Source organism: Chryseobacterium phocaeense, from assembly GCF_900169075.1.
Classification (GTDB): Bacteria; Bacteroidota; Bacteroidia; order Flavobacteriales; family Weeksellaceae; genus Chryseobacterium; species Chryseobacterium phocaeense.
Window position 1 is genome coordinate 502,313 of the sequence record NZ_LT827015.1, and the last position, 19,105, is coordinate 521,417.

Genomic DNA, 19,105 nt, shown 5'->3' on the forward strand with positions numbered 1-19,105 from the left:
ATATTAGGTTATAAGGTTGGAAGAGGGGAGAAGGGAAGCTTGAAGTTAATGTACTGTTTGCTTCTTTTCGGTTAGATAACTTCCATCCTTCATCTTCAGACTCCCTTACTTCTTAAGACTTTCCGTCTGCCCATTTTTTGATTTCCGGGTTCGGGTTTGGAGATTTCGGAACAATGTGGCATTTGTATCCAATGATGTAGATTCCTTTAGAGATCAGCTTTTTGTCGTCCCATTCATAGGTAGATCGTACATTCTGGTCATCATAGCTGTAGTTTCCTCCGATCATGAAAGGTCCTATTCCCACGGCACCACCTGCATTGATGGAGTTTTTTACTTCAGTGTACGCAGAGTTGCTGCTCTTGAAATTAAGGGAAACATCCTTGGCGATGATCAGTTCTGTAATAATGGAAGGCATTAATCCTTTTCCTTTTCCGTCACTGATCATGTCGCCGTTCAAGGTTTGCGGAGACTGCTCGTGAAGCTTCCAGTATTTGGATTCGATGAATTGCTGATTGAACCAGCCTCTTTCCACTCTTACTTTTCCTACTTTGAAGGAGATGTCCATGCTGGTGTAGTCGGATTTTATCTGTGTCTTTTCATTTTTACCGCCCGCTTTGGCTCCGATAGAGAATAGTCCCATGCTGAAACCTCCGGCTACTCCCCAGTTGTGGATGGATTTGGAATAGTCGTAATTTGATTTTCCTTGTGAGATTGAAATTTCCGGCCATCCTTTCGATTCTTTCAAAGCATTCGCTGCTACAGGAATACACGGAGAATAATTGGTGTAATCCAGAATTCTTGTTCTCTGGCTGTTTCTGAATTCCGCCTGGATTCTCTTCTTGATCACCAGCATGTGTTTTTCCTCAATTTCACTAAGGTAATTCTGAATTCTTTCCACAGCTTCTTTATATCCTAAAGACTGCCACGCCTTTAGAGCGGCATCTTCACGCTTCTTCATGTTTTTTCCGTCAATGGATAATTTGGCCATGGCATCGGTATCTCCGTTGTCGGCAGCAGTTCTGATCTCGTTGTTCGCATCCACGATATCATAATACTTTACCTGGTATTCTACGTATTTGGCATAAGTAGGCGCTACGAAAGTATGGATCAGCTCAGGTTTGTTGAAATCATCTACAGGAGCATTCTCATCAAAATCCGGATTCTTTACTTTTTTGATTTTAAATAATTTATCACGCAGAGAATCCAGTTTTTTCTCTATTTTCTTGTCGAAATCCGTATCTACCACTACAGACCACTGTAAAAGATCTTCGTAAACCTTTGATACTCTTTTCTGCGAGTCGTTCATGATCGTGATGGCTCTTCCTTTTCCGTCTTCAGTAAGCGGCGGAAGATGTGAAGGAATTGAATCAACCATTGCTGCAAACTGCTCCATCTGTAGATATTTTTTGAATTTACTGTTGGATAAAGCGGTTTGGTAGGCTTCCATATCTATTTTGGGATTTCCGTCTGCATCCATAACCGGTTTTCCTGTACCGTCCAGCATTGGCTTTGGAGAAGGAGCATCCCCGAAAAGTCCGTTTAATGCATAATCAAATGTGTCTTCAGAAAGAGTAATCCCTACCGGATCAAATGCAATAAAATCGTCTGTTCCTAAATGTTCAGGATTTCCTCCGTTCGTTACCGTGTCATAAACCTGCTTTAAAAGCATGCTCATTAATGATTGAGTTTTTGCGTCTTGAGTTAAAGTTGGCATAATATATTAGTTTTTAAAAATTTTCTTTGCTTACTCTTTTCGGTTTTCAGCATCCCCGATTTTTCTATGGTACAAATGTATTTCAGATTTGAAACTGATTCATCAGTGATTTTCCTGTTTTGCGATGTGGTTTTCACTGATTTTTATTTTATGATGTATATATGGTAAATAATGAGGTGTTTTTTGCGAAAAATAAAACGTACTGTATTCTGTTTTTGAATATTTCTAACCTTTGAGAATGTTAAATTTTGCATTTTGTTATAAAAATTTTTAAAATGTTGATGTTTTGATAAAATTTTGGCAGATGTTTTGATATCGAATCATTACTTATCGATAAGAACACTTAAAACTAATAATCACTGATTTTAACAGTTTAAATATTTAATAGTGATGAAACACCTAAACCAAAACCAGGAATTTCGCTTTAACGAAGTTCTTTTCGAGCACCGCAACAAAGAATACGGAGCTTATGTATTAAGAAATGAATCAGATCGGTTATTAACCAAGGCGCTTTTTGTCGGAGTAAGCTTACTGGCTGCTATTTCAATAACACCGTTTGTGATTTCGGCGTTTAGTAATGATGCGCCGTCTGAAGGACCGGGCGGAGTGGTAATTGAGTTTGTAGAACCTGTTGTTCCGCCAGATGTCCCTGTTACTCCTCCTGTAAAAATTAATCCTATAGAAACCGCTCCTCAGAGAGTAAGACAATATGATGCGACGGTGCCTACACCATCTAGTACAGCACCGGATGATACAAAAAAAACTACCATTCCTGATGATGCAGTGGCTGGTTTAAAAAATGATTTTACGGCAGAGCCTGTTAAAAATGATTCGTATACACCAATAATTAGTGATGGTATTGGAAAAGGACCAATTGCACCTCCGCGTATAGATCCACCAAAACCTCAACCAGATAACAACGAGATAGCAAATCCGGGCGAGCTAAGTGCTGAAGCTGTATTTGCAGGAGGAATTGATGCATTCAGAAATAAAGTGATGAACAATTTTGACGGTTCCCAGTTTGAAGATAGTGGAGAAACCATGAAAACAGTGATCACCTTTATTGTGGAAAAAGACGGAACCATTTCCGGACTTAAAGCCAACGGCAAAGAGGCTGGGTTCAATAGTGAAGCCATCAGAACCATTAAAAGTATTAAAGGATTGTGGAAACCTGCTAAAAATAAGCAGGGTGAAAATGTAAGAAGTTATTTTAAATTTCCGATTTCCATGAACTTTGAATAATCAGATAAAAAACAAATCCTGATAGTTATCCACAAAGAATTTTTTTTGTGGATAATTTTTTTAATTGTTAAAGAGCTTATTAACAATATTTTAACTCAATTTTGAATTTCGTCACTCATCAGGGGCAAAGAAAAAAGTGTATTTTTGAAACCTAAAGTTCTAATAATGGCAAAAATCATAGGGATCGCTAACCAAAAAGGAGGAGTTGGAAAAACAACAACAGCTGTAAATCTGGCGGCAGCATTAGGGGTATTGGAAAAAAGAATATTGATCATTGATGCAGATCCGCAGGCGAATGCAACTTCAGGCCTTGGGGTGGAAGACGTTCAGTATTCTACCTACAATCTTCTGGAACACAGTGCAGAGACCAGAGCATGTATCAAGAGGACAGCAACACCTAATCTTGATATCATCCCTTCCCATATTGACCTTGTAGCAGCGGAAATTGAGCTTGTGGACAAAGAAAATCGCGAGTACATGCTGAAAAAAGCATTGGCAGAAGTGAGAGATGATTATGACTATATCATTATCGACTGTGCCCCGAGTTTAGGGCTTATTACCGTGAATGCGCTTACAGCGGCAGATTCAGTGATTATCCCGATCCAGTGCGAATATTTTGCCCTGGAAGGATTAGGAAAGCTTTTGAACACAGTGAAGAATGTACAGAAAATCCACAATAAAGATCTGGGTATCGAAGGTCTTCTCCTTACGATGTATGACAGCAGATTAAGACTGTCTAACCAGGTAGTGGAAGAAGTAAATTCCCATTTCCCTGATATGGTTTTTGAAACGATTATCAGCAGAAACGTAAGATTGAGTGAAGCCCCTAGTTTTGGGGAAAGTATCCTGAACTACGATGCGGAAAGCAAAGGAGCCATCCAGTACATCCAGCTGGCAGAAGAAGTTCTGTTGAAAAACGAAAACTTAGTAAAAAATTAATTATATAATACATGAATCCTGTAAGTGAATGAGCACCATCACTTATCAATCATCATTGATCAATTATATCTATGAAGGACAAAAAAAGAGCTATGGGACGCGGTTTAGGCGCTATTTTAAGTGCAGAATCCAAAGCGAGTATCAACTCCGCTACCGATGAAGGAGCAGATAAGTTTGTAGGAAATATCGTAGAGGTAGCTCTGGAAGATATTTATCCGAACCCGACCCAGCCAAGGACTTATTTTGACGAAAAAGCATTAAACGAGCTTGCCCTGTCAATCAAAAACTTAGGCGTAATCCAACCGGTTACCTTAAGGAAAGATGGTGAAAAGTTCGAGATTATATCCGGGGAAAGACGGTACCGTGCCAGTAAAATTGCAGGCCTTCCGACGATTCCTGCCTATATCCGTTTAGTCAATGATCAGGAGCTTCTTGAAATGGCTCTTGTTGAAAATATCCAGAGAGAAGATCTTGATGCTATCGAGATCGCTTTGACTTATCAGAGACTTTTGGACGAGATCGGTCTTACCCAGGAAAACCTGAGCCAGAGAGTAGGAAAGGACAGAAGTACTATTACCAACTCTATCCGTTTGTTAAGACTGAATCCTGATATTCAGAATGCTATCAGGAGCGGTGAGATTTCTGCCGGGCACGGAAGAGCCATTATCAGTCTTGAAAACGAAGAGCATCAGCAGATTTTATTTGATCTGATCATTAAAGAAAAACTCAATGTACGCCAGGCTGAGCAGGCTGCAACGGCATTGAAGAACCCTAAATCACCGGCAGCGAAAAAGGCCAGTACCGAGCTTTCCAATAATTATAAAAGAGCTCAGAAAACGATCGCTGATATTTTAGACGTAAAAGTTGAGATCAAAACCTCCGGAAACGGTAAAAAAGGTAAAATTGTCCTGGACTTCAAAAATGAAGAAGAACTGGAGTATATTTTATCCCATATTAAATAATGAAGAAAATATTTTTCACATTTTTTCTGTGCACTTTTGCTTTCATGTACTCGCAGGTAACGCCCAGCGACACGGTCATTGCCAACCCTCTTCCAAAGGACAGTATCGTAATAATCCAGCCTTCAAAACCTTCAAAGACAGAAGCTAAGATTGTTGAAGACCTTGAAAATGCAAACGGGCCTACCAAAAAGACCATCAAACTGAATCCTACAAGGGCCGGATTGTATTCCGCAGTATTTCCAGGGCTTGGGCAGTATTACAACAAAAAATACATTAAGATTCCTATTGTATGGGGTGCTGTGGGGGCAGGAGTAGGATATGCCATCTGGAGCAACAACCAGTATAGAAAATACAGGGAATATTATATCGCAAAACTGAACGGAACCCCTAACGAATTTGTGGACAGTCATCCGTGGCTGGACAAAGTGGCACTGGGGAATGCCCAGGACCGTTCAAAAAGACAAAGAGACTATGCAATTGCCATCACAGGTTTGATCTATATTTTAAACATTGTGGATGCAGTGGTAGATGCGCATCTTTATGAAAGCCGTCATGACCCGGATCTTAGTTTCAATCCTACGGTAATCCAGGATCAGTACGGATTTACGACACCGAAAACAGGGTTAAGTTTAAGTTACAGATTTTAAAAAAATAAATAAGATCATTCAAAACCGCAAGGCTTTTGAGATCATAAACAATACAGATATCACATGAGAATAGCATTAGTTGGATATGGTAAAATGGGGAAGATCATCGATGAGATCGCACAGAAGAGAGGACATGAAATTGTAGCCCGCCTGAAAGAAACTCCAACCGCTGAAAATCTTAATAATCCGGATGTAGCCATTGAATTTTCACTGCCTGAAGTGGCATTTGACAATATCAAAGCCTGTCTGGAGAACAAAATTCCTGTGATCTGCGGAACCACCGGCTGGCTGGAGAAAAAAGAAGAAGTTGAAAAAATGGCTGTCGATAGCGGCTCAGCATTCATATACGGTTCCAATTTCAGTTTAGGGGTAAATTTATTTTTTGCCCTGAACGAAAAAGTAGCTGAAATCATGAAAAATGTAGATGAATATTCATGCCAGCTGGAAGAAATTCATCACATCCACAAAAAAGATGCACCCAGCGGAACTGCAATCTCTATTGCAGAAGGGATCATCAAGCATAATCCTCAATTTAACGCCTGGAAACTGGAAGAAACCCAAGGGGATCAGCTCGGGATTTTCGCGGTCCGCGAAGATGAGGTACCGGGTACCCACAGCGTTTTTTACAAAAGCGAGGTAGATGAAATTGAGATCAAACATACAGCCTTCAACAGAAACGGGTTTGCACTCGGAGCTGTGGTTGCAGCAGAATGGATCAAGGATAAAAAAGGAAATTTTACAATGAAAGACGTTTTGGGGCTTTAATTTGTAACAAATTCTTTAAATTGCATACCAATAAAAAGGAAATGATGACTAGTAAATTATAGCAGAGCGCTGAAATCATTTATTACTCATCATTTATCATTTAGATATTTTAGAATAGGCACAAAAAACTATGAATTATTTTCTGACTTATACAGTATATGTTCTCATTCTCTCTGTATTGATGGGGATCTCCACCTGGAAGCTGTTCAAAAAAATGGGATACAGTCCTTTATTGGCATTCATCCCTTTTTATAATTACTTTATTATTCTAAAGGAGACCAAGCATCCGAAATGGTGGGCTATCCTCGCTTATCTTCCGATAGTAGGACCTATTATGATGTCGGTTTTTCATATTTATTTAATGAAGAAATTTGGGAAAAGCCTTTTCCAGAACCAGCTTCTTACCGTGATCCTGCCTTTCATCTATATGGCTACGGTAAACTATTCCAAAGATGCTGAAATAGAAGATGAGAATGCAAATGATCTTTTTATTACAGAAGAAGAAAAAGAATCAAAAAAGAAAGATACCTTCATAGGCTCCATTACTTTTGCCGTGGTTTTTGCAACCATTATTCACGTTTTTGTAACGCAGCCGTTTGGAATCCCTACAGGCTCTATGGAAAGAACATTACTGGTTGGCGACTTCCTTTTTGTGAATAAGTGGAGCTACGGATACAGAATGCCGATGCGTCCCGTGGCGATTCCATTCCTTCAGGGAACCATTATGGATACCGGACAGAAAGGAAACCCGAAAGATGATGCAAAATCGTACGTTGATGCTGTAAAACTTCCTTACACAAGAATTTTACAGTTTAACAAGCCACAGAAAAATGATGTGGTGGTGTTCAACTACCCTCGGGATTCAGTTCATACAGCCATCGACAGAAAAGATCCTTATGTTAAAAGATGTGTGGCCGTTGCCGGTGATACATTTGAAATGAGAGCAGGAAGACTTTTTGTGAACGGTAAGCCTGAAACAGTTCTGGGAGATCAGGAAGTACAGCACAGATATATCGTGAATACCGGAAGTCAGCTAGATATTCCCGCACTGTATAACACCTATGGGTTCTTACCGGTACAGGAGATTCAAGGGGATAAAGGCTATATGTATGCTTTCCAGGGACTGACAGACAAAACGGCTAAGGAAATCGGGGCACTTCCTCAGGTGATAGACATGAAAGAGGATATAACACCAAAAGGAGAAGCCGCCGTATATTACAGAGACGAAGCCAAAACAAAAATAGACACTACCCAATCCATTTATCCAATCAACAAACCATGGAACCAGGATTGGTACGGACCGCTGAAAATCCCTAAGAAAGGAGATGTAGTAGCGATCAATAACGAAACGCTTCCGATGTACCAGTGGATTATTTCAGAATATGAGCACAACAGCCTTGAGAAAAAGAACGGAAAGATTTTCATCAATGGAAAAGAAGCCACCCAGTATACCATTCAGCAGGATTATTATATGATGGTAGGGGATAACAGGGATGCTTCACTGGATGCAAGATTCTTTGGGGTGGTTCCGGAAGAAAACATCGTAGGAAAGCCAATGTTCACCTGGATGAGCCTTCAGGGCGCTTTCTCAGACAGCAGTTCTTCTTATCAGGCTCCGTTCAAAATCCGTTGGGAAAGAATGTTCAAGGCAACGAATACAGGGGAAGCTAATAAAACTTCTTACTGGTGGATTGCTGCCATGATCCTGATCCTCTTCTTCGGATGGGAGTATTTCGTGAAATTATTCAGAAAGAAAAAAACGGAAGACGAAGCATAATTGAATTAAAAAATTAAAAATAGAATGAAGTATTTGAAAAAATACTTCATTTTTGTATCATGAATATGACGAATGTATTATTGCCGGTATTTTATATGCCTCCGGTTTCATGGTTTTCAGTGTTTTTGAATCCTGAAAACGAAATTATATTTGAACAGTTTGAAAATTTCCCGAAGCAGACCTACAGAAACAGAGCTAATATCTATGGGGCCAACGGAAAGCTTTCCCTGATCATTCCCATCAATCACAACGGGAAAAGGGAGTATAAAGATATCGAGATCTCTTACCGGGAAGACTGGAGGAATCTGCACTGGAAGTCCATCAAAACAGCCTACCAGAGCTCGCCCTATTTCGAATATTATGAAGATAAATTCAGAAAAATATTTGATCTGGAGGAGAAGTTTCTTCTGGATTTTAACCTCAAAGGGCTGGAAATAATACAGCAGATTCTTAAAACAGAAAAGGCACAGTCTTTGAATAAAGAATATATCAAAAATCCTGAAAGTATTAATTTTAGAGAGAAATTTTCGGCTAAACTTCCTTCAGAATTTCAGATGGAAGATTATTACCAGACCTTCTCCGATAAACTGGGGTTTTTAAAAGATCTGTCCGTTTTAGACCTTATTTGTAACAAAGGACCTGAATCGCTGACATATATAAAGAACATAAAATAAGCATGGTACATGCAAATGCCGTTGTGGGTTTTTCTGCGGAAACAGACACATGAAAATACTGACGGCATCGGATTAAAAAATAATATAAACATTATGAAAAAAGTATTATTGGCTGCTGTTTTTCTGGCAGGTTTTAGTTTCTCTTACGCTCAGGAAGCTCAGGCAAAGAGCACGGATCCAAAAGAAGATAAAGATCTGATGACCTGGTATCATAAAGATTTTTCTACATCAAAAGTGTACGGAGTAAATACGGCAAATGCCTATAAATATTTAGAGTCCAAAGGTCTTAAACCTAAAACTGTTGTAGTGGGAGTTTTAGACAGCGGGGTTCAGGTAGATCACCCGGGTCTTGTGAAAAATGTATGGTCAAATCCTAATGAGGTTCCCGGAAATGGAAAAGATGATGATGGAAACGGATATATTGATGACGTACACGGCTGGAACTTTATCGGCGGAAAAAACGGGGATATTGATATAGACAACATGGAAGTAACCAGAGTTGTTGCCAAATACAAACCTGTTTTCGAAGGCGATGATTCTACCAAAAACAAAGCAAACCAGGCTAAAATGCCGGAAGAGTTTGCCATGTATATGAAATCCAAAGAGCTTTTCACTAAAAAAAGTGCAGAAGCAAAACAAGGTTTTCAGACCTATACCAAAATCAACAGTCTGATTCCTAATATGATGAAAATGTTGGGAGGTAAGCCTGTTACAGCAGCTACCCTGGAAACAATTAAACCTTCTACGGCACAGGATGATGCCATTGCGCTTCAGATTCTTGGTCAGGTTTCACAGAATCCTGAATTCCAGGGAAAATCTTCTGCTGAATTTGAAAAATTAATGAAAGAGCAGATGAAAGAGGCGATTGATCATTTTGCACCACAGGCCAAACAATATGATCTGAGCTATGACCCGAGAAAAGAAATCGTAGGTGATAACTACGACGACTATTCCGAAAAAAGTTATGGAAACAATGATTATGAAGGTCCTGATGCAGAACACGGAACCCATGTTGCAGGTATCATCGCAGGACTTCCGCAAGGAAAAGAAATCCAGTACGGAGTGGCTTCAAAAGTAGCTAAAATCATGTCTGTAAGAACCGTTCCAAACGGAGACGAAAGAGATAAGGATGTTGCCAACGCTATCAGATATGCCGTAGACAACGGGGCCAGAATTCTGAACATGAGCTTCGGAAAACCGGTATCACCAGGTAAAAATGTAGTGTGGGATGCTTTCAAATATGCTGAAGACAAAGGAGTACTTCTGGTGAAAGCAGCTGGTAACGAAAATGAAGATGTAGCTGAACATCTTGCTTTTCCTACCAATTTTAAAAACGTTGCAGATGAAAAACCATTTGTAAATAACGTAGTGGTAGTAGGAGCGAGCACAAACAGAAACAACCAGCTCAGAGCTGATTTCTCCAACTACAATAAGAAAATGGTTAATGTATTTGCACCGGGGGAAGAAATTTATTCTACTGTACCTAAAAATGAATACAAATATCTTCAGGGGACTTCCATGGCATCTCCAGTGGTTGCCGGAGCAGCTACTGTACTGCTGGCTTATATGCCTGAGCTGAAACCGGATCAGATCATCGAAGCCTTGGTAAAAAGCAGCAACCTGAGCGCTGAAAACCAATTCCCTGACTATTCTCAGGCTGGTGGAGTAATAGATCTTCAGAAAGCCGCAGAATATGCATACACGAATTTTTACAAAGGAAAATCTTCAGTTTCCAAGAAGCCTGCGAAATCCGTAAAAAAGGCTGTTAAAAAATAATTTATCTTCCTGTATATAAGGAGAAACCATTTAAAGTCCGAAATTTTCGGACTTTTTTTATTTTTATAATTCAATTTGGCACGGTTTTTTGTAACTTTAATACTAACAAAATAATAAACAACATAATGAAAAAGTTACTACTTGCAGGATTGATTGGAACATCACTTTTTGCAGTGTCTTGTTCCTCAGTAAAAAACGCAGAAAATTCACAGAATCAGAGAGTCGAATACCTTAAATTAAAAGGTGACTGGCAAATTGTAAGTGTGGATTATGAAAAAGGTTTGAAAATAAAGCCTTTTGATGAAGGAGCAGATGCTCAGTGTTTCGTAGGAAGCCATTGGAGATTAATTCCCAATAACTATACCGGTGCCTATACTTTAAATGGTGGTGGCGCTTGCCCAAGCGTTACACAGCCTATTAAATTTGAAGTAAAAGATGGCAATACCTTCATGTTCAAAAAAATAGCTGCGGGTACCAAAGCCAAACAAAACCTGGCAGGCTATTCTCTAACGATTACAAATCAGTCTACAGACCAATTCTCACTTGTACAGAATGTTCCATTCGATGGAAGCACAGTACAGGTTGTTTACAACTTCCAGAGAACAGGAATGAAATAATTTATCAATATAAAAGACCAAAACAATGAAATTAACTAAAACATATATAGGAGCTCTTTTCTTATCATCCGCATTACTATTAACAAGCTGTGAAGCTGTTCAGAATTCTAACCACCAGCAGAGAGGTACGGCCGTAGGGGTGGCTTCCGGAGCTGTAATCGGAGGGATTTTAGGAAATAATGTAGGTAAAGGTAAAAATGCAGCTTTAGGTGCAGTATTAGGAGGTATTATCGGTGGTGTTGCAGGTAACGTAATCGGTAATAAGATGGACAAGCAGGCCAAACAGATTAAAGAAACCTTACCTGGTGCTGAAGTAGAAAGAGTAGGGGACGGTATTAAAATTACCATGAACGAAAGCATTGTAAACTTTGCATTTGATTCCTCAAACCTTACATCTGTGGCGCAGACCAACCTTGATAAACTGGCTCAGGTTCTTGTAGACAACCCTGACACCAACATCAACATCTACGGTCACACAGACAGTAAAGGTTCGGATTCTTATAACTTGTCACTTTCTCAGAGAAGAGCAGATGCTGTAAAAGCATATCTATCAGGAAAAGGAATTGCATCATCCAGAATGATTACTAAAGGAGAAGGAGAAGCAATGCCGGTAGCAACCAACGATACAGACGAAGGAAGAGCTAAAAACAGAAGAGTGGAATTTGCAATCACCGCTAATGAAAAGATGATTAATGATGCCAAGCAAGGGCAGTAATTAATTTATTGATATAAATATTTTCGTAAAAGACCGCCTCGGCGGTTTTTTTTGTATTTTTATGTTTTGAATTTTGAAATCCCTATTTTTGTAACCGAAATAGCATAAATGAAGAAATATCTGAAACTCCTCCGTGTGGAGCAATGGGTGAAAAACCTGTTTGTTTTTGTCCCTCTGTTTTTTTCCGGAAACATTACAAATATAGATCTACTTAGCAAAAGTGTCTTTGCATTTATCATTTTTTCCCTCGCTGCCAGTGTGGTGTATATTCTCAATGATTATAACGATATTGAGGCCGACAGGAAACACCCTGAAAAAAGAAGACGTCCTCTCGCAAGCGGAGCTATTTCAAAATCAAAAGCGATAGCCATTCTCACCGGGCTCATTATTGTTAACGTGGCGCTTGTTTTCTTTGCCCAGATGTACTTTCATGGATCTTTATGGAAGTTTGCCACCATTATAGGTTTTTATATTGTGATGAATCTGGCCTATACCTTCAAACTTAAGCATGTCCCGATTATTGATATATTCATTATTGCAATAGGTTTTGTACTGAGGGTTCTCGCCGGAGGTTACATTACGGGAATTGATATTTCACAATGGGCTATTTTGCTGACTTTTGTACTCGCGCTTGTACTGGCGATCGGGAAAAGAAGGGGAGAACTCATCAATGCCCAGATTTCCGGGAAAACAAGAAAAGCTCTGGATGGGTATAATGTTCAGTTTGCAGATATTACCCTTTCTATTTCAGTCACGTTGGCCATTATCTGCTATCTGATGTTTACCCTGTCACCCGAAGTTCAGGCAAGATTTCATGAAAGAGTTTTCTTTACCGTGATATTCGTGGTTTTTGCGTTTTTAAGATATCTCCAGCAGACTTTGGTATATAACAGAACGGAATCTCCCACAAAAATACTCTACAGAGACCGTTACATCCAGGTGACCTTATTGCTTTGGGTAGCCGCATTTTTAATCCAGATTTACTTTAAAAAATGAAGCCGAATTTCATACAGAAAATTACAAACTGGGGAAATTTTCCCATCGTAGAAAAAGAAATGAGATCTGAGGACAGCTTCAAAAGAATTAAGGAGTTTGTACTCAGTCATAATGAAGTCATTGCAAGAGGAAACGGAAGATGCTACGGAGATGCTTCATTAGGGGAAACGGTATTTTCTACAAAAAAATTAAATAAATTCATCAGTTTTGACCGCCTGAACGGGATTATAGAATGTGAATCCGGAGTACTGCTTTCAGAGGTACTTGAAATTTCAGTTCCCCAGGGATACTTCCTGTATGTGACTCCCGGAACCAAATTTATTACAGTAGGAGGTGCCATTGCATCCGATGTTCACGGTAAAAACCACCATGCTGAAGGTTGCTTTTCAGAATATGTAACTGAATTTAAGCTGATGACCGAAAACGGGGATATTATTACCTGTTCCCGGGAAGAAAATTCAGATAAATTCTGGGCTACGATCGGAGGAATGGGCCTTACCGGGATCATCCTTACCGTAAAATTCAAGCTTAAAAATATAGAATCTGCTTACATCCGCCAGGAAAGCATCAAAGCAGAGAATCTGGATGAAATTTTCAGGCTTTTTGAAGAAAGTGAAAACTGGACGTATACTGTAGCGTGGATCGACTGTCTTCAGAAAGGCAAAAATTTGGGAAGAAGCATTTTAATGAGGGGTGAACACGCTTTTCAGCATGAGCTTCCGCAAAACCTGGCCAGACAGCCTTTAAGATTAAAGAAAAAACTGCAGCCTACCGTTCCGTTTTATTTTCCGGGTTTTGTACTGAATGCGTTGACTGTTAAAATTTTCAACCTGCTGTATTATAAAAAACAGACCAGGAAAGAAGTGAAATCCTTCATCGATTACGAAACTTTTTTCTATCCGCTGGATGCCATCATCGACTGGAATAAAATCTATGGAAAATCCGGGTTTATCCAGTATCAGATGGTGATCCCGAAAGAAACAGGAAGAGAAGGAATGAAACAGATCCTGGAAACCATTGCGGCAAGCGGGAACGGATCATTTTTAGCGGTTTTAAAACTCTTTGGGAAAAACAATCCTGAAGCTTATAATTCATTTCCTTTTGAAGGGTACACGCTCGCCCTTGATTTTAAGGTGAATTCAAAACTGAAAAAACTTGTAGAAAAGCTGGATGATATCGTACAGCAGTTCGGGGGAAGGATTTATCTCACCAAAGACAGCATGAGCCGGTCTTCGCTCACGAATTACCTTAAAAATATTCAAAGTTCAAAATTTGTGTCTTTACAGCACAAAAGAATCATAAACAACAATTCATAATGATAGTTCTGGGAAGTACGTCTGAAGTGGCACAGGCTTTTGTGGAAAAGGCTCTCCAGGAAGGGGAAAAGTTTGAAAAAATATATCTTTTCACTTCAAATAAAGAGACTACGGAAAGATTTGCAAGGCATATTGATGTCAAATTTCTGCAGCAGTCTGAAGTCATAGAAATTGACCTGATGAAAGAAATTGATTATAATTCATTTGATCATGTCAGTTCAAATGTATTATTTTGTGCGGTAGGATATTTGGGAGAAGGAACTGAAGAAGGTCTTTACGATAACAGGAATACGGAAAGAATTATTGATATCAATTATTCAAAGCTGGTTCCGGTGATGAACTACTTTGTCCAGAAGTTTGAAAGCAGAAGGTCCGGAACCATTATCGGGCTTTCATCTGTGGCTGGTGACAGGGGAAGGCAAAGCAATTTTATTTACGGAAGCGCAAAGGCTGCTTTTACAGCCTACCTGAGCGGTCTCCGGAATTATCTTTTTGATAAAAAAGTGCATGTCCTTACGATTAAACCCGGCTTTATGGCCACGAAAATGACAGAAGGACTGCCCCTGAATCCGAAACTGACCGCAACCCCCAAACAAGCGGCGGCCGGCATTTACAAGGCCTTCAAAAAGCAGAAAAATGTGGCATATGTTTTGCCGGTTTGGAGTATTATAATGATGATTATCAGGAATATACCTGAATTTATATTTAAGAAATTAAAGCTTTAGAAAAAAATGAAAAAATTGTATTGTTTTGATTTTGACGGAACCATAACGTATAAGGATACCATGTTCTTGTATCTTAAATTCTACGATTCTACCAAATTCCGGATACAATTTTTAAAGCACGTTCCTCTTTTTATTTTACTGAAACTGAAGCTTGCCGAAACGGAAAAAGTAAAGAAAAGCTTTATAGGCTCTATTCTGAAAGGGCAGACCCAGGAAAAGATTGAAATGAAATCCAAACAGTTTTTCGAGCATCATTATCCAAAAATCGTCCGTGAAAATGCCCTTGACTTTATAAAAAATATCGATAGGGATAATACACAGAGTTTATTGGTGACCGCTTCTCTGGATATTTGGGTAAAACCTTTTGCCGAAGAATTGGAAATGCAGCTCGTATCCACCCGGGCGGAGTTTAAAAACGGCATTTTTACAGGGAATTTTATTGGAAAAAACTGCAACGGAAAAGAAAAGCTGGTAAGAATAAAAGCCGAAATACACGAAGCGAAATACGATAAAATAATAGCTTTCGGGGATACCTCCGGAGACCGCCAGATGCTGAAATGGGCAAATGAAGGTCATTACCAATTTTTTCACTAATTTTGAAGGGTAAAAATGTAAAAATGAAAAGACTGCTTATTTTATGTACTGCGATCTTAATGAGCTGTGCAGCTACGCCGTCTCAAAAATCATCAGGTATGCAGGAAAGTTCTGAACTTCTGGTATCCGAGGCCCAGGGCGGTCCGGATGAAGCCGGATTTAAGATCATAAAGAACGAACAGGAATTCCGGAATGTCATCAAAGGAAGCTTTGGTCTTATCGAAGTAAATAAAGAGCCTGCTATCAACTATCCGAAATTTCCCAAAAACAAAAAAATAATTGTGTATCATATGGGAATGTTCAGATCAGGAAGCCACAGAATTAATACCATCAAAAATACCTTTGTAAAAAACAATATCCTGTATGTGGAAGTTCCTGAAACATCATCAGGCGGAATGGAAATCCAGGTAATTTCAAACCCATGGTTTATTTTTGCCGTGCCTTCAGATTATCAGTTTACCTCTGTAGAATTAAAATACTCAAAATAAAAATGAACAAAATATACTTAGATAACGCTGCGACGACTCCTCTTTCAGAAGAAGTGATAGATGCCATGGTAGGAACCATGAAAATGAACTTCGGAAATCCTTCTTCTACCCACAGTTTCGGACAGGAAGCTAAAATTCTTATTGAAAATGTGAGAAGACAGGTGGCAGATTATCTTCACGTAACGCCGGCAGAGATTATTTTTACTTCGTGCGGAACAGAATCGAACAACATGATCATTAAGTCTGCTGTGGAACATCTGGGAGTGGAAAGAATCATCAGTTCGCCTTTGGAGCATAAATGTGTTTCAGAGAGTATTCTGGATATGAAAAGCAGAAAAGGGGTAGAGGTAAATTATATCCGTCCTAATGAGAAAGGGGATATTGACCTGAATAAGCTGGAGGAATTACTGAAAGCTTCAGATAAAAAAACATTGGTCAGCTTAATGCACGCCAATAACGAGATCGGAAATATAGCAGATATTAAAAGAATTGCTGAAATCTGCAAAGAACATAATGCGCTTTTCCATTCAGATACCGTACAGACCATGGCCCATATGAATCTGGATTTTTCAGATATCAAGGTGGATTTTGCGTCATGCAGTGGTCACAAATTCCATGGCCCGAAAGGAGTAGGGTTTGCATTTATCAGAAAGGCAACCGGAATGAAAGGAATTATCACGGGCGGACCTCAGGAGAGAAGCCTAAGAGCCGGAACTGAGAATGTAAGCGGAATTGTAGGGCTGGGTAAAGCATTGGAACTTTCCCTGAATCATATGGAGGAATATACCAACCACATGCAGTCCATTAAAGACTATGCTATAGAAAAGCTTTCTGCAGCGATTCCGGGTATTAAATTCAACGGAAGGAGTTCAGAGAAGGAAGGCAGCCTTTATACGGTTTTAAGTGCCTTGCTACCATATAAAAACCCATTGATCGGGCTTCAGCTGGATATGAAAGGAATTGCCGTTTCCCAGGGAAGCGCATGTTCTTCAGGGGCTTCCAAACCTTCCATGGTGATGATGATGGTTCTTTCCGAAGATGAAATGGATCAATGTACACCATTACGTATTTCTTTCAGCCATATGACGACAAAAGAGGAAATTGATGCGCTGGCCGAAGCTTTGGCAGAAATTTCAAAGGACTTTACTATAGAAAAAACAAATGTTGAGCATAGATAGTCTTATTGCTTAAAAATCGTAATTTTGAATATCCGATTAAGGATTGGAATAAAAATATAATATTAATTTAAATAAAAGAAACAAAATGGCTTTAGAAATTACGGACAGCTCATTTCAGGACACGGTTTTAAAATCAGATAAGCCGGTATTGGTAGACTTCTGGGCAGTATGGTGCGGACCATGCAGAACTTTGGGACCAATCATCGAAGAAGTAGCATCAGATTTTGAAGGAAAAGCAGTGGTAGGAAAAGTTGATGTAGATAACAATCAGGAAATCTCTATGCAGTATGGCATCAGAAATATCCCTACAGTTCTGATTTTTAAGAACGGTGAAGTGGTTGATAAATTAGTAGGTGTGGCTCCGAAAGAAGTTATCGCTGAAAAATTAAGCGCGCACTTGTAAAAAATAACTTTGATAATGAATGCCTTCCAAAAATGGGAGGCATTTTGTTTATAAATAATTTGCAGGTAACGAAAAAAGGTGTAATTTTGCAATCACAAAAAAGAAACGGAGTTCTTTATTACAACAGAAAATTGATCCGGTAGTTCAGCTGGTTAGAATGCCGCCCTGTCACGGCGGAGGTCGCGGGTTCGAGTCCCGTCCGGATCGCATAAGTTTTTCAATTTACTTTAAAAAAATTGATCCGGTAGTTCAGCTGGTTAGAATGCCGCCCTGTCACGGCGGAGGTCGCGGGTTCGAGTCCCGTCCGGATCGCAGAAGTTTTCTCAATTTCTTTTTAAAAAAATTGATCCGGTAGTTCAGCTGGTTAGAATGCCGCCCTGTCACGGCGGAGGTCGCGGGTTCGAGTCCCGTCCGGATCGCAGAAGTTTTCTCAATTTACTTTAAAAAAATTGATCCGGTAGTTCAGCTGGTTAGAATGCCGCCCTGTCACGGCGGAGGTCGCGGGTTCGAGTCCCGTCCGGATCGCATAAAGTCTTCTGTTTACAGGAGACTTTTTTTGTTTATTGCTTTAAAGCTGGCTTAATCATTCCATGATTGGTGTTTAATAGGAATGTCTGATATTAGCTTCCGGCCTCCCTCTTCCAGCTTCCAGCCATTTCATCTTTAATTTCTTATCCTGAACTCAGTTTAAATAATAATTCTATTGTCTTGTTTATACCTTAAGACTGATATCCCTGATGTTTCCATCGGGTCTTTGTAATTTACATGCTTTTTTTCCAACTTAAAAAGGGGAAATTCACCCTTTTTATAGGGTTCATTTCCTGTAACATATTTTATATATTATTGTTTGCTTTGTATAGAAATCTTTAATAATGTATTTATTTTTTAAAACATTGCCAATAACCCTATGGATTTAAAAACAATAATAGAGAAAATTGCCAAGTTGGTTGATCCTGATGAAAAAATGATCAGCATCACCAATATTGCGACACTTAATGATGGAGATGATTTTTTAGAATTAAAATCCAGCATTACCCTATCTGTTGTCAATATTCAGGAAGATAAAACCCTTAAAAACCAGTCTGTTTATCAAAAAAATACCATCAGCAATACCATTGATAAATACGCACATCCTCCAAAATATCTGATCGTTTCTATTCTTTTTGTATCATATAATAAAGACCAATCCCAATATTTAGTAGGACTCGAAAAACTACAAAGCATTATTGATTTTTTTCAACAGAACAATTCTTTTTATTATCATCTGAGTACCAATGAAGTGATTACATTTCATAACTATGACGGTAAAAATGAAACCGAAAAAGAGGAGTATTCAAAAATAACATTCCTATCGGTTAGTTTGAGTATGGATCAGCTCAACCAGATGTGGTCATATTTAGGTTCAAAATATATGCCCTCGGTTTTGTATGAAATGAGAGTGCTGCCTGTTCAGAAAAATACAATAGCCAACAAAAAAACAATCGAAGAAATTGAAATTAGTCTATGGGAAAATAATAAAAATGATCCTACAGGATTTTTAGAATCCGTCATTCACCCTAATCCTTAAAAAAATAATT

General features: G+C 39.1%; 19 protein-coding genes and 4 tRNA genes. 22 read left to right on the forward strand and 1 reads right to left on the reverse strand.

Annotation, left to right across the window (positions count from 1 at the left end):
* Positions 1–112: 112 nt before the first annotated feature.
* Entirely contained in the window at positions 113–1,675 is a 1,563-nt protein-coding gene (locus tag B7E04_RS09070; RefSeq protein ID WP_080778356.1) for a hypothetical protein, read from the reverse strand.
* Positions 1,676–2,104: 429 nt separating this feature from the next.
* On the opposite strand from B7E04_RS09070, the gene B7E04_RS09075 reads away from it, so the two are divergent.
* The 22 genes from B7E04_RS09075 (at position 2,105) to B7E04_RS09180 (ending at position 19,095) form a co-directional block, all read left to right on the forward strand.
* Entirely contained in the window at positions 2,105–2,956 is an 852-nt protein-coding gene (locus tag B7E04_RS09075) for an energy transducer TonB (RefSeq protein WP_080778357.1), read from the forward strand.
* A 165-nt stretch (positions 2,957–3,121) separates the two neighbouring features.
* Positions 3,122–3,895 (forward strand): ParA family protein, encoded by a 774-nt coding sequence (locus tag B7E04_RS09080; protein WP_062653745.1) that lies wholly within the window; start codon positions 3,122–3,124, stop codon positions 3,893–3,895.
* 71 nt (positions 3,896–3,966) lie between these two features.
* Positions 3,967–4,857 (forward strand): ParB/RepB/Spo0J family partition protein, encoded by an 891-nt coding sequence (locus B7E04_RS09085; protein WP_062653744.1) that lies wholly within the window; start codon positions 3,967–3,969, stop codon positions 4,855–4,857.
* Positions 4,857–5,504, forward strand: coding sequence for a DUF5683 domain-containing protein (locus B7E04_RS09090; protein WP_080778358.1), 648 nt, complete (start codon positions 4,857–4,859; stop codon positions 5,502–5,504). Before B7E04_RS09085 ends, B7E04_RS09090 begins: the two co-directional genes overlap by 1 nt.
* 63 nt (positions 5,505–5,567) lie before the next feature.
* Entirely contained in the window at positions 5,568–6,269 is a 702-nt protein-coding gene (gene dapB / locus B7E04_RS09095; protein ID WP_080778359.1) for a 4-hydroxy-tetrahydrodipicolinate reductase, read from the forward strand.
* Positions 6,270–6,399: 130 nt separating this feature from the next.
* Positions 6,400–8,046, forward strand: coding sequence for a signal peptidase I (gene lepB, locus B7E04_RS09100; RefSeq protein ID WP_080778360.1), 1,647 nt, complete (start codon positions 6,400–6,402; stop codon positions 8,044–8,046).
* Between the two features lie 59 nt (positions 8,047–8,105).
* The gene (locus B7E04_RS09105; RefSeq protein WP_185113307.1) at positions 8,106–8,720 is read left to right on the forward strand and encodes a WbqC family protein; all 615 of its coding nucleotides are present in this window, start codon (positions 8,106–8,108) and stop codon (positions 8,718–8,720) included.
* Between the two features lie 93 nt (positions 8,721–8,813).
* Positions 8,814–10,496, forward strand: coding sequence for a S8 family serine peptidase (locus tag B7E04_RS09110; protein WP_080780633.1), 1,683 nt, complete (start codon positions 8,814–8,816; stop codon positions 10,494–10,496).
* A gap of 125 nt (positions 10,497–10,621) precedes the next feature.
* A complete protein-coding gene (locus B7E04_RS09115) occupies positions 10,622–11,113 on the forward strand; it encodes a lipocalin family protein (protein ID WP_062653737.1) in 492 nt (163 codons plus the stop codon).
* Positions 11,114–11,138: 25 nt separating this feature from the next.
* Positions 11,139–11,828, forward strand: coding sequence for a YiaD family glycine zipper/OmpA-like lipoprotein (locus B7E04_RS09120; RefSeq protein ID WP_080778361.1), 690 nt, complete (start codon positions 11,139–11,141; stop codon positions 11,826–11,828).
* Between the two features lie 108 nt (positions 11,829–11,936).
* Positions 11,937–12,824 carry a decaprenyl-phosphate phosphoribosyltransferase gene (locus B7E04_RS09125; RefSeq protein ID WP_080778362.1) on the forward strand — a complete coding sequence of 296 codons (888 nt, stop codon included), beginning with the start codon at positions 11,937–11,939 and terminating at the stop codon, positions 12,822–12,824.
* Positions 12,821–14,140: an FAD-binding oxidoreductase gene (locus B7E04_RS09130; protein WP_080778363.1), complete on the forward strand. Its 1,320-nt coding sequence runs from the start codon at positions 12,821–12,823 to the stop codon at positions 14,138–14,140. The genes B7E04_RS09125 and B7E04_RS09130 overlap by 4 nt, the downstream gene beginning before the upstream one ends.
* Positions 14,140–14,865 carry an SDR family NAD(P)-dependent oxidoreductase gene (locus B7E04_RS09135; protein WP_080778364.1) on the forward strand — a complete coding sequence of 242 codons (726 nt, stop codon included), beginning with the start codon at positions 14,140–14,142 and terminating at the stop codon, positions 14,863–14,865. Before B7E04_RS09130 ends, B7E04_RS09135 begins: the two co-directional genes overlap by 1 nt.
* Positions 14,866–14,871: 6 nt before the next feature.
* A complete protein-coding gene (locus tag B7E04_RS09140) occupies positions 14,872–15,459 on the forward strand; it encodes an HAD-IB family hydrolase (protein ID WP_080778365.1) in 588 nt (195 codons plus the stop codon).
* Between the two features lie 23 nt (positions 15,460–15,482).
* Positions 15,483–15,947: a hypothetical protein gene (locus B7E04_RS09145; RefSeq protein WP_080778366.1), complete on the forward strand. Its 465-nt coding sequence runs from the start codon at positions 15,483–15,485 to the stop codon at positions 15,945–15,947.
* A 2-nt stretch (positions 15,948–15,949) separates the two neighbouring features.
* Positions 15,950–17,125, forward strand: a complete 1,176-nt coding sequence (locus B7E04_RS09150) for a cysteine desulfurase family protein (protein ID WP_080778367.1) — start codon at positions 15,950–15,952, stop codon at positions 17,123–17,125.
* 85 nt (positions 17,126–17,210) lie between these two features.
* Positions 17,211–17,528 carry a thioredoxin gene (trxA, locus tag B7E04_RS09155; protein ID WP_027374941.1) on the forward strand — a complete coding sequence of 106 codons (318 nt, stop codon included), beginning with the start codon at positions 17,211–17,213 and terminating at the stop codon, positions 17,526–17,528.
* Between the two features lie 133 nt (positions 17,529–17,661).
* Positions 17,662–17,735, forward strand: a tRNA-Asp gene (locus B7E04_RS09160).
* A 31-nt stretch (positions 17,736–17,766) separates the two neighbouring features.
* Positions 17,767–17,840, forward strand: a tRNA-Asp gene (locus B7E04_RS09165).
* Positions 17,841–17,873: 33 nt separating this feature from the next.
* Positions 17,874–17,947: transfer RNA gene (locus B7E04_RS09170), tRNA-Asp, on the forward strand.
* A gap of 32 nt (positions 17,948–17,979) precedes the next feature.
* Positions 17,980–18,053: transfer RNA gene (locus tag B7E04_RS09175), tRNA-Asp, on the forward strand.
* Between the two features lie 382 nt (positions 18,054–18,435).
* Entirely contained in the window at positions 18,436–19,095 is a 660-nt protein-coding gene (locus tag B7E04_RS09180; RefSeq protein ID WP_080778368.1) for a Pvc16 family protein, read from the forward strand.
* Positions 19,096–19,105: the final 10 nt, after the last annotated feature.